This is a genomic window from Nocardioides sp., from assembly GCF_016462705.1.
In the GTDB taxonomy this organism is placed as follows: domain Bacteria; phylum Actinomycetota; class Actinomycetes; order Propionibacteriales; family Nocardioidaceae; genus Nocardioides.
In genome coordinates this window covers 1-11,438 of record NZ_JAEMSS010000141.1, presented here as the reverse complement: position 1 = coordinate 11,438, position 11,438 = coordinate 1, and the positions used below count along the sequence as shown (strand labels likewise).

9 protein-coding genes and 1 tRNA gene are annotated in these 11,438 nt (G+C 75.1%); 4 read left to right on the top strand and 6 right to left on the bottom strand.

The annotated features are described in order from the left end of the window. Window positions 1–410 (bottom strand): serine hydrolase domain-containing protein (locus tag JHD21_RS16265; protein ID WP_292677325.1); only part of this gene is annotated, 410 nt, incomplete at its 3' end. Window positions 411–578: 168 nt separating this feature from the next. Between JHD21_RS16265 and JHD21_RS16260 the strand changes: the two genes are divergently transcribed. Then, window positions 579–651: transfer RNA gene (locus JHD21_RS16260), tRNA-Thr, on the top strand. An 8-nt stretch (window positions 652–659) separates the two neighbouring features. Here JHD21_RS16260 and JHD21_RS16255 read toward each other — a convergent pair. Next, window positions 660–1,193, bottom strand: coding sequence for an XRE family transcriptional regulator (locus JHD21_RS16255; protein ID WP_292677323.1), 534 nt, complete (start codon window positions 1,191–1,193; stop codon window positions 660–662). A 103-nt stretch (window positions 1,194–1,296) separates the two neighbouring features. On the opposite strand from JHD21_RS16255, the gene JHD21_RS16250 reads away from it, so the two are divergent. Further along, on the top strand, window positions 1,297–2,457 hold the full coding sequence (locus JHD21_RS16250; RefSeq protein ID WP_292677320.1) for a pyridoxal phosphate-dependent aminotransferase: 1,161 nt from the start codon (window positions 1,297–1,299) through the stop codon (window positions 2,455–2,457). A 41-nt stretch (window positions 2,458–2,498) separates the two neighbouring features. Further along, a complete protein-coding gene (locus tag JHD21_RS16245) occupies window positions 2,499–3,383 on the top strand; it encodes an alpha/beta hydrolase (protein ID WP_292677318.1) in 885 nt (294 codons plus the stop codon). 9 nt (window positions 3,384–3,392) lie between these two features. Here the strand turns inward: JHD21_RS16245 and JHD21_RS16240 are convergent, their stop codons facing one another. Beyond that, window positions 3,393–4,247: an SDR family oxidoreductase gene (locus JHD21_RS16240; RefSeq protein WP_292677316.1), complete on the bottom strand. Its 855-nt coding sequence runs from the start codon at window positions 4,245–4,247 to the stop codon at window positions 3,393–3,395. Window positions 4,248–4,355: 108 nt separating this feature from the next. On the opposite strand from JHD21_RS16240, the gene JHD21_RS16235 reads away from it, so the two are divergent. Next, window positions 4,356–4,712, top strand: a complete 357-nt coding sequence (locus JHD21_RS16235; RefSeq protein ID WP_292677314.1) for a helix-turn-helix domain-containing protein — start codon at window positions 4,356–4,358, stop codon at window positions 4,710–4,712. A 20-nt stretch (window positions 4,713–4,732) separates the two neighbouring features. Here the strand turns inward: JHD21_RS16235 and JHD21_RS16230 are convergent, their stop codons facing one another. Genes JHD21_RS16230 through JHD21_RS16220 form a run of 3 tightly spaced genes read right to left on the bottom strand, consistent with a single transcriptional unit; the run spans window position 4,733 to window position 11,316 of the window. Beyond that, window positions 4,733–5,347: an NAD(P)H-dependent oxidoreductase gene (locus JHD21_RS16230; protein ID WP_292677312.1), complete on the bottom strand. Its 615-nt coding sequence runs from the start codon at window positions 5,345–5,347 to the stop codon at window positions 4,733–4,735. A 51-nt stretch (window positions 5,348–5,398) separates the two neighbouring features. Further along, window positions 5,399–8,122, bottom strand: a complete 2,724-nt coding sequence (locus JHD21_RS16225; protein ID WP_292677310.1) for an ABC transporter permease — start codon at window positions 8,120–8,122, stop codon at window positions 5,399–5,401. Beyond that, window positions 8,119–11,316 carry an FtsX-like permease family protein gene (locus JHD21_RS16220; RefSeq protein WP_292677309.1) on the bottom strand — a complete coding sequence of 1,066 codons (3,198 nt, stop codon included), beginning with the start codon at window positions 11,314–11,316 and terminating at the stop codon, window positions 8,119–8,121. Before JHD21_RS16220 ends, JHD21_RS16225 begins: the two co-directional genes overlap by 4 nt. Between the last annotated feature and the right edge of the window lie 122 nt (window positions 11,317–11,438).

The window sequence follows — 11,438 nt, the reverse complement described above, 5'->3', positions numbered from 1 at the left end:
CAGCGGGGCAGTGCCGCGGCGAGGTCGTCCGCGCCGATGTCGGCGTAGGGGTCCGGGTCGCGGCTCAGGACCTTGCCCCACATGCCGGGAGGGATCCGCGGGAGTCCCGAGGAGTGGGTGGCCAGCTCACCGAGCGTGATGGGCCGTCCCTCGGGCCAGCGCCAGTCGTCGGGGAGGAGCTCGGCGACCGGCTGGTCGAGGGTGACGTCTCCGCGGACGACATGGCGGGCCAGCACCAGGGCCGTGAAGACCTTGGTGACCGAGCCGATCTGGAACAGCGTGGTCGCGGCAGGAGGCGTGCGGCCGGCCAGGGTGACCACGCTGCCGTCCTCCTCCACCGCGGCCAGGGCCAGGCTCGGGAAGCGCGGTGACTGACGGGCGACGAGCTCGGACGCGGGCGGCGGGCGCATGCCTCCATGGTTCCGCGTCGGGACGACCCGGCCATCGGCCGAAGGTCGGCGGCGCCCCGACCAAGGTCTGCCCGCCCGGGATGCCCGGTCGCGAGTTCGGCGCCACCGCCGCGCCTCCGTATACTTCCGCGGGTTGCCCGGGCCATGAGGTCGAGTCCCGGGCAGCACGCCGCCTTAGCTCAGTCGGTAGAGCGATTCACTCGTAATGAATAGGTCGTCGGTTCGATTCCGACAGGCGGCTCCCAGTCCTCACGAGCCTGGGGGACCCGGGTAGTACATCGTGAGCACACCGGTCGCCACTCCGCCGACACCACGGTAGAGATGGGGTACGTCGCCCGGGAACGTGTGTGACTCGGCGGTCGTGATGGTCCTCGGGTCGTCGGCGGCGCCCACCTCGACGGTGCCGCCCACCACCGTGAGCGTCTCGACCACGCCGGCCAGGTGCGGCGCGGACCTCTGGACCCGGTCCTCCAGTCTGACCCGGTAGACCTCGCAGAACCCGTCGTCGTCGCCCCACCGGTCCAGCAGCTGCGCCACGACGCTCCGGCCCCGGGCCGGCGCAGCGCGCAGGGCGCGTCCGCTCGTACCCGGGTCACCGTCGACCAGCAGGTCACTGAGCGGCACCCGCAACGCGGTCGCCACGGCGTACAGGGTGTCCAGCGTGGGGTTCCGCTGCCCGCGTTCCAGCTCGGAGAGCGTGCCCTTGCCGAGCCGGCTCTCCGCGGCGAGCACCGCCAGCGAGATCCCGGCGTCGGTCCGGAGCGTGCGGATCCGGTGTCCCACCTCCCCAGCCAGCAGGTCTGCGTCGGTCGACGGGCGCGAAGGGACTTGACGGGCGGCCACCCCCTCATCGTAGGTTCTGTATACAGAACCTTGAGGAGCCAGCATGACCGTGAGCCGACTCGCGCACATCCCGGGCATCGGCGTCGACAGCATCGGCGACCGCGCGGACGCCCTCGGGGACGCGTCGATGCTGAGGCTGGAGAACCTCGACACCGACCTCAGGCCTCCTGCCGTGGCGCTGGCGCGGACCCGTGCCGCCGTCGACGAGGACGCGGCCAACAGCTACCTGCCGTTCCAGGGCGGCCGCTCCCTCCGGGCGGCGGCCGCGGCCCACGTGGGCCGGCTCGCCGGCATCGAGTACGACCCGGAGGTGAGCTGCGTGGTGACGGCGGGCGGCCTCAACGGCGTGCTCAACGCCCTCCTGGCCACCGTGGAGCCGGGCGAGGAGGTGGTGGTCGCCGACCCCATCTACGCCGGGCTGGTCAACCGGATCCGCCTCGCCGGCGGGATCCCGAGGTTCGTGGCGTACCGGCCCACGGCAGCCGGCTGGCGGCTCGACCCGGACCAGCTCGCGGCGGCCGTGGGTCCCCGCACCGCCGCCGTCCTGATGATGTCGCCGGCGATGCCGACCGGCGGCCTCCTCGGGCGCCGGCACTGGCAGGCGCTGGCCACCGCCCTGGAGCGGAGCGACGCGTGGCTCGTCTACGACGCCGCGATGGAGCGGATCCGGTTCGACGGACGCGCGCCCGAGCACCCCGCGTCCGTGCCCGGGTTGGCCGACCGCACCATCACGGTCGGCTCCGCCTCCAAGGAGCTCCGGATGATCGGCTGGCGCGTGGGGTGGGTGGTCGGGCCGCCGGCGATCCTGCACGACGTCAACCTCGTCGGCCTCAGCAACGTCGTCTGCCAGGTAGGACTGGCCCAGGAGGCCGTCGCACTGGCTCTCGCCGCACCGGACGCCGACGCGGACGTCGCGGCGGCCACGGCGGTCTGGCGGGAGCGCGCCGCCCACCTGTGCCGCGAGCTCGCCGGCTACCCGCTGGTGCCGCCGGACGGCGGCTGGTCGCTCCTCGTCGACTGCGCCGAGCTGGGGATGACGCCCGGCGAGGCATCGGAGCGGCTCTTCACCCGCGGACGGGTCGCGGCGACCGGTATGACCGGCTGGGGACCCTCCGGCGACCGCTATCTCAGGCTGGTCTACGCCAACGAGCCGGTGGAGCGGCTGGCCGACGTCCGGGCCCGCTTCGACGCGGCGCTCGGGTAGCCCGCGCTCGCGGCCTTGGACCCGGGCTGTAGGCACGAGACATGTTCGAGGGGTTCGAGGACGTCGACGTCGAGGTTGCCGGAGTGCGCATCCATGCCCGGGTGGGCGGCAGCGGCCCGGCGGTGCTGCTCCTGCACGGCTACCCCCAGACGCACGTGATGTGGCACCGGGTGGCGCCCGGGCTGGCCGAGGCGCACACCGTGGTGGCGGCCGACCTCCGCGGCTACGGCGACAGCGACAGGCCGCCCTCGGACGCCGAGCACCGCACGTACTCCAAGCGGGCCACGGCCACGGACCAGAGCGAGCTCATGGCCCGGCTCGGGCACGAGCGGTACGCCGTGGTCGGCCACGACCGCGGGGCGCGCGTCGCCCACCGGCTGGTGCTCGACCACCCCGAGCAGGTCACCCACCTTGCCGTGCTCGACATCGTGCCGACCCGGCACGTGTTCGCCGAGGTCGACAAGGTGCTGGCGCTGTCCTACGACCACTGGTTCTTCCTGGCGCAGGAGAACGACCTGCCCGAGGTGCTGATCGGCGGCGCTCCCGAGCACTGGCTGCGCACCAAGCTGCGGCAGTGGTCGGGTGCCGACGCCCGCTTCGACGACGAGGCCGTCGCCGACTACCTGCGCTGTTTCGACCGCGAGTCGATCCACGCCAGCACCGAGGACTACCGCGCCGGCGCGACCGTGGACCTGGCCGACGACGAGGCGACCTGGGAGGCGGGTGCGCGCGTGGGGTGCCCGACCCTCGTGCTGTGGGGCGCCGAGGGCTTGGTGGGCGCGCGCTACGACCCGCTGGACGTGTGGCGCCGGTACGCCGCCCGCGACGACCTCGTCGACGGACAGTCGGTCCCCGGGGGCCACTTCCTGCCCGAGGAGTCGCCCGAGGAGACCGCAGCCCTGCTGACCGCCTTCCTCGCCGGATGACTGTGTCGGTCAGGCCACGGTCCCCAGCGCCTGCGCGAGCGAGGTCGTCGGCCGCCCGATGAGGCGGCTCAGCGTTCCCGAGGTGTCCTCGAGGGCGCCGCGGGCGATGCCGCGGTCGCTGTCAGCGAGGACGTCGGCGAACGGCGCCGGGACTCCTCCGGCGACCAGCGCTGCGGCGTACTCGTCGGCGGGGAGGTCGGTGTAGGTGATCTCGCGCCCGGAGGCCGAGCTGAGGGCGGCGGCGTACTCGCCCATCGTGAAGCCCGTGTCGCCGGCCAGCTCGTAGGTCCGGCCGGCCTGGCCGTCCGAGGTCATCACCACCGCGGCGGCCTCGGCGAAGTCGGCGCGGGTCGCGGCACTGACGCGGCCGTCGCCGGCGGCGCCGTAGACCGTGCCGAGCTGGAGCGGGACGGCAGTGTTCTCGTGGTAGTTCTCGAGGTACCAGCCGTTGCGCAGCAGGACGTGCGGGAGCCCTGAGTCCGCGAGGTAGTCCTCGGTCGCTCCGTGGTCCGCCGCCAGGGCGAGCCCCGTGCCCGTACCGCCGAGGATGCTGGTGTAGCCGATCAGGGAGACACCGGCCTCGGCGGCGGCGTCGACCACGTTGCGGTGCTGGGCCACGCGGTTGCCGACGTCGGTGCCCGAGACCAGCAGCACGCGGTCGACGCCGGCGAGCGCGGCGGCCAACGACGCCGGGTCGTCGTAGTCGGCGACCCGGGTCTCGACGCCGAGGTCGGCGAGGTCCTTCACCGCCTCGGTGCTGCGGGCGGTGGCGACGATGCCCGAGGGCTCGACGCCGCGGGCGAGGAGGGCGTGGACGGTGAGCCGGCCGAGGTGGCCGCTGGTGCCGGTGACGAGGAGGGTCATGGTGGCGCCTTTCGGGGGCGGAGATGGTGGCTGTCGCAGCCACAACCCCGGGCGAGGAACCATACTTCCCATGGGAGAGTACGCACTCTTTGGTAAGGTACTGTCCTGATGGTAAGTCTCGCCTCGGCCTTCCCCGACGACGCGTTCGTCGCGGGCTGCCCCACCCGCACCGTGCTCGACCACGTGATGAGCAAGTGGGCGCCGCTGCTGATCGCGGCGCTGTCCGACGGCGAGCCGCTGCGCTGGAGCGAGCTACGCCGCCGGGCCGAAGGGGTCAGCGAGAAGATGCTCGCCCAGACCCTGCGCACCCTCGAGGAGGACGGCCTCGTGCACCGGGAGGCCCTGGCCGTCGTCCCGCCCCATGTGGAGTACTCCCTGACCCCGCTCGGCAGGGAGCTGGCCGACCGGCTCGTTCCGCTGCTCGCGTGGCTGGCCGAGAACGCCTCGGAGATGCTGGGCGGCTGACGTGGGGGCCGCCCCGGGGCTCAGGCCGGGTACTCCGCGGCCTTGAGCAGCGCGGCCAGGTGCGCGGCGTTGGCGGCCACCGTCTTCGTCGTCTCCGCCGTCTTCTCGGGCGTCTCGTCGTGCTCGAGGTAGTCGGTCCCCTGCATGGCCTCGCCGACCCAGTAGGTCACGCCGGCGGCCGGGATCGTGAAGCCGACGTCGTTGAGGGCCTGGAACACCTCGGCGCTGGTGTGGTGGGCGCCGTCCTCGTTGCCCACGACGGCGACGACGCCGACCTTGCCGTAGGTGAGCATCCGGCCCTCGTCGTCGGTCTCGCTGAGCTCGGCGTCGAGGCGCTCCAGCACCATCTTGCTCACCGAGGACGGCTGTCCCATCCAGATCGGGGTGGCGACCACCAGGATGTCGGCGGCGAGCATCTTCTCCCTGATGCCCGGCCACTCGTCACCGTCCCCCTCGTCGGTGCTGACGCCGAACCGGACCTGGTGGTCGACCACCCGCACCAGCTCGCCGCTCACGTCGTGGTCCTCCAGGGCGCCGAGCGCGTCGAGGACCTGCTGGCCGAGCAGCACGGAGCTCGACTCGGCGGGAGAGGGCTTGAGCGTGCAGACCAGGACGAGGGCCTTGAGAGAGGTCACGAGGGACAGGTGCCCGATCGCCGTCCGGTGATGCGTCCGGTGACGAGGCGGTCACGCTCGGCCGTCACCGGCGCGGAGCAGCTGTGCGAGCGACGCGCGGCGAAGCCGGGTCGACTCGATCCCGGAGACGACCAGCACGGCGAGGCACAGGACGACCGCGGCCGGGAGCGGCCACCACGGCAGCACCAGCACCGGCGACCCGCTCTCGCCGGTGACCCGCTCGAGGTCCAGGGACCCGAACGTCGCGGCGGCGGCCCCGACCCCCAGGACCAGGCCGGCGACCGCACTGATCGCCACGGGAGTCATCAGCTCGGCGACCAGGACCCGCCACAGGTCGCGGTCCCGGAGACCGAGCGAGCGCAGTCGGCCGAGGGCGGTCGTGCGCGACGGCCGGTCGACCCCCGCGGCGAGGACGACACCCAGGACCGCGACCAGGAGCAGGAGCGCGGACCCGGCGCCGGCCAGCGTCACCAGTCCCGACGCCAGGGGGGCGTCCCGGCGGGCGTCGAGCTCGTCGGCGTACAGCGTGACGGTCGCGGACGGCCCGGCCGCGGCCCGGACCGCCGACGCGGCACCCGGTCCGACCGCCCACACCGTGTCGGGATCCGCCGCGGCAGCGCCGGCGGCGGTGAACGCCGTGGCATCGACCAGGACCACCGGGTCCGGCGAGCCGTCGACCCGCGGCGCGACACCCACGACGTCGAGCGGGATGGTGGTGTCCTCCCACCGCACGACCATCCGGTCCCGGAGTCCTGGGTCGCCACCGAGCACCAACGCCGCCACCCCGTCCCCGCCGGGCCGGTCGCCGGACCGGTCCCGGAGCCGGGCCAGGTCCGGCGCGTCCGGGAGCGGGCTGGAGGACAGCAGCTCCTCGTAGGCGCCGGCGTCCACGGCGACCAGGCGGACCGTGGCCGCGCTCTGCCTCGAAGAGGCTCGGACGCCGTCCTCGACCCGACCGGCGACGGCGACCCGGACCCCGGGCTCGGCCGCGACCGCCGCGGCGGTGTCCAGCAGCGCTCGGTCGGGGGTGCTGGTGAGCCGGGCGTCGCCGCCGACCGCGAGCAGGGCGCCGGCGGACTGCCCCCGGTGTTCGGTGGCCACCAGGGCCAGGCCCAGGGTCAGCTGGGAGACGGCGACGACGACCAGGAGCTGCGGCAGGACCCGGGAACCCGACTGCGCCATGGCCGCGAGCGCGAAGAACCGGACGCGTCCCGAACCACGCGAGCGCACAAGCAGGAACCGGACCACCGGGGGCAGTGCCCGGACCAGGACGAGGGCACCGGCGACGGCCCACCACGTCGCCGCGCTGGCCGCCACCAGGTCCCCGCCACCGTCGTCACCGCCCGTCACCCCTCGTTGGTGGAGCGCGGCCAGGGTCAGCGCGGCCACTGCGAGGACGGCCAGCTCCAGCAGGTACCGCTGGACCCGCCGCGAACGGGCCGCGAGGCGCCGGGCGCCGCGGTTGGCGGGTGACCGGCGGACGTCCGTGGCCCGCGCCGCGCTGACGGCACCCAGCAGCGGCACGGCGAAGGACGCGACGACCAGGACCGGCACGGACCAGCCCCACCGGGCCTCCCCGACCAGCGTGCGGGTGACGAGCAGCCCGGCGGTCACCCCGGCGGCCGCCACGGCGAGTGACTCGACGACGAGCTCGGCTCCGACACCCGTCAACGAGGCGCCCCGCTCGCGGGCCAGCGCCACGGAGGCGGCGCGGCGCCCTGCGAGGAGCTGCGCCGCCAGCAGCAGGACGAGGAGCGCACCGGCGTTCAGCCCCACCAGCAGGACATCGGCCTGACCGCGGGCCGCCGCCACGTCGCCGCGGCCGTCGTCGAGGACCGAGTCGAGCCCGCTCCGCCAGGAGACCCGTCCGCGCGCCAGCCCCGCCGAGGCCTTGAGGGACACCACGGCTCGGGCCAGCTCCGCCGACTCCCCCCAACCGAGCCTCGACGGCTGGGGGGCGAACGAGACGCGCTGGGTCAGGTCGTCGACGGGCACGGCGAGCCGCAGGTCCGGCAGCGATGCCTCCGAGACCAGGGCAGCGGCGGACGTGCGCTCGACACCCTCGGTGACCCCCTGCACGGGGGTCAGCAGCTCGGGCGTGGTCCGCCACGCGTCGTCGGCCACCGAGGTGGCCGCGAAGACCCCGCTGACCCGGATGTCGACCGGTCTCGCCTGCTCGTCCTGCGAGGGCAGGCGGTCGCCCGGCTGGAGGGAGAGCGCCGCCGCCACCGCCTCGGACACCGCGACCTGGACCGGCCAGGGTTCAGCACCGGCAGGCACCGTGACGTCGGCCTGGTCCGGGCCCACCGTGCCCTCGGGCGGGCCGCCCGCGACGTACGTGACCGCCGGCCCGCCGTCGGGAGGGTCGAGGTAGACGAGCCGGAGGTAGCGCCCCGGACCGGCGTCGAGCAGCTGCAACGAGGTCGTCGACAGGCTGGCGACACCGGGTCGCACCACCGCGGCCAGCTCGGGCGGCATCGTGAACCGGGCGTAGTCGGTGTCCTGGCGGAGCTCGACCGCCGCGAGCGGGTGCCGGGTCTGGCCCCGCGGGTCCTCGTCCTCGCGCGGGAACGTCGCCACCACGGCGGACCGGTCGCCCGCGTCGCGGACCGCCTCGGCGATCGCCCGGTCGGCGGCCCGCTCGGTCAACGGCCCGACGGCCGCGGTGAAGGCCGAGACGAGGGCGATCACGAGCCCGGTCAGCAGCAACAGCCGGGCATCGGTGCGCGCCCGGCCGAGGATGGTCGGACCGTGCGGCCTCCACGGCGGCCTCACGAGTCGACCGTCCGGAGGCCGGCCGGGTCCGACCGCCGTACGCGCGCCGCGGTGATCGCGGCCACGACGACGAGCCCGGCCAGGAGGAGCCCGCCGACCAGCGCGAGCTCGGACACCCACGGCCACACCACGACCGCCGGGGGCACCGGGGCGACGCCGAGGTCGGAGCGGACCAGGCCGGGGCCGATGCCAAGCCCCGCGGCCGTACCCGCGAGCGACCCCAGCAGGACGAGTGGGACGAGGAGCGCGGCGTGCTCGACGACGAGGACCCGCCGGACCTCCCGACGGGTCAGGCCCAGGGCGCGCAGCCTGGCCACCTCGTCCGCGCGCCGTCGGCGGTCCCCACCCACCACCAGGCCGACACCGGCGACGAGCAGGACGACCGCGGTGACCACGAGCACGAGGAGGGCGGCCGGCACGGTCACCCGCATCGGGCCACGGACGAGCTCCGCGGCGACGGCGTCCCGGGTGGTGACGTCACCCAGGTCGAGGTCGCGGAGCGCGCGTTCGGTGCCCGGTGTGGGCCGGGCGACCCACCACCCGTCCACGGCCGGGTCGAGGCGACCCTCGTGGATCAACGCCCGGGAGAGGGTGTCGATGTCGGCCAGGACCGCGGTCCGGCCCGGAGCCGAGGGGATGGTCGGCAGCACCGCCATGACCTCGAGGGGCAGGACGGCCGGTCCTACGGTCGCGGAGATCGTGTCGCCGACCTCGGCGCCGACGGCGTCCACGAGCTGCTGGGACACCGCGACCGGGACGACCGGCGGCGCCGCGAAGGCGGTCGCCAGCAGATCGGCGCCGGTGTAGGCGAGATAGGTCAGGTCGAGCGTCACGACCGAGCGCAGCACGACCCCGGCCGCCGCCGGCTCGACCGAGACCGAGGCCCCGCGAACCGGGCCCTGACCCTCGAGCGGCCGCACCTCCCAACCGGAGCCACCGCCGGTGGTCGCCTCGGTCGCCTCGGTCGCCTCGGTCGGCAGGGTCGGCAGGGTGAGGGCCAGGGAGATCTCGGCGGTGTCCTCAGCGGCGGGCTCGTCCCGCGGGACCTGGTCCAGCTGGAGGCGCAGCGCGACCAGCTGTCCGGACCCGGGATCGCCCTGCCAGCGCACCGGGTGCGACCGACCGTCGACCGGCACCGGCTCCGCGACGACCGCACTGCGCAGCCCCGCGGCGTCCTGGAGCACCGCCGTCGGCGTCGCGGAGATCGCCGACCCGGCGGGAGCCGTCCCCACCAGCTCGATCCCCGACAGCCCCCTCGGCAGCGTCACTCCGCCCAGCTCGGCCTCGGCCCGCAGCAACGTTCCCACGTCCGCCCAGGTCCGGTCCCCGTCGAGCCGGCCCCGCAGGAGCTCGCCGGCGTCCCGCGAGTCGAGGGCGACCAGCACCGGAGGCGAGCCCGGCTCCCCGACGTACCGACCCAGGGCGAGCGGGCGCACGGCCACGGCCGACACGACGGGCTCGCCGATCTCCGAGAGCGCCGTCATCACCGCAGCCGCCTCGTCCGCTCCCGGCGGCGCCGGCAGCACGAGCGACAGGTCCGTGCCGGCCCGCAGGTCGGCCTGGTCCTGCTGGGAGCGCTCCCAGGTCGCGTGGAAGGAGGCCCCGAACGTCGACGCTGCAGCCGCGGTCGCGAGCAGCAGCATCGCGGCGAGGCTCTCCGGCCGGCGGGCCGCCTGGACCGCCGCCAGGGGCAGGACCAGCGTGCGCGAGCGGAGAGCCCCCCGGGCCGCGAGGCGGGTCAGGATCGGCAGGCCGCGTACCAGCAGCAGGACGAGCCCGAGGACGAACACGACCGGCGCCACGGTGAGCCCGACGTCGGCGTCACCGGCCACCGTCGCCGGCCGGGCCCGCAGCTGCCACCAGGCCGCGGCCACGGCGACCACCAGCAGCAGGTCGACACCCGACCGAGCGGTCGTGCGCCACCGGCTGGGCGCCGCGGACGGGGCGAGGTCCAACGCCGGGAGGACGAGGGCGACCGTCATCAGGAGAGCGCCCACGAGACCCGTGACGGAGAGCTCCCACCCGACCGTCACTCCCTGGGTGACACCGGCCGCCCGCATCGCCGGTAGATGGGTCAGGCCCGAGTGCGCGACGGCCGCGGCCGGCACGGCGAGCACGGTGGCGCCCGCCGCGACCAGGAACCCCTCGAGCAGCGCGGTCCTCAGCTGCTGGGCGCGACTCAGCCCGAGGGTGACCAGCAGGGCTCGCTCGTCGTCACGGACACCGGCGACCAGGCGACCGGCCAGGAGGAGGCCGGCCAGCGACATCGCGGTCCCGAGCAGCAGCACCACCAGCACCGTGGAGCGTGCGGCGCTCCGCTCGGACTGGAGCCGGTCATACGTCAGGGGCAGGTCCGACGCCACGCGGGTGATCCGCACCCGGTCGCCGACCCGCGCGGACAGCAGGGCGGACGCGGACCGCAGCGCGGTCGCGGCGTCGTCCAGGGAGCTGCTCTCGGCCAGCCCGAGGTCGGGGCGCGCGGTCACCCTCAGGCTGTAGACGGCCGAACCGCTGGCGCGGAAGGACGCGTCGTCGACCATGAACGGCCCGTACGCCGGAGCCGGGTCGGTGCCGTCGCTGTAGGCCGGGTCGACACCGGCCCCTGCGAGTAGGTCGCCGTCCCAGCCCGACCGGGCCCGCGGGCGGAAGGTGCCGACCACCACCATCCGCACCGCATCGTCGACGCCGCCCATCCCGGTCTCCCCGTCGAGGCGCACCCGGTCACCCACGGTGAGGCCCAGGCGGCTCGCGGCGCTGTCGGGCAGGACCGTCTCGAGCACGCCGCCGCTGCCCCCCGCCCCCGGCCAGCGACCGGACGTCAGGTCCGCCCGCTGCGGCAGGGCGTCCGTGGTGCCGAGGTAGCCGAGCCCCTCGCCCTCGGCGAACGAGCGCATCCGCGACGAGGCGTGGCTGGTCACGGTCGGGTCCATCGGGCCGAGGACGCCGCGCACCACCTCCTGCGCCACGTCCCGGGCGGAGGCGAGGTCCGCGCCGGCCAGGTCGACGAGGAAGGCGGTGACCTCCACGTCCTGCGGCTGCGACCGCGCGACCGCCACTGCGAACGCGCGCTCCTGCGTCTCCCCGAGCAGCAGCGTGGCGACGCCCAGCTGCGTGGTCGCGGTCGCGACGAGCAGGAGGACCGCGGCGACCAGGCGGCGCTGGGCCCGGAGGCGTCGGAGGGCGAGCAGCAGCATCAGGCCACTAGCCCGAGACCCGGCCGTCGCTGATGGTCAGCACCCGGTCGGCCAGCGACATCATCACCGCGTCGTGGGTGGCGACCACGCAGCTGGGCGTCGCCACGCTGCTGCTCGGGGAG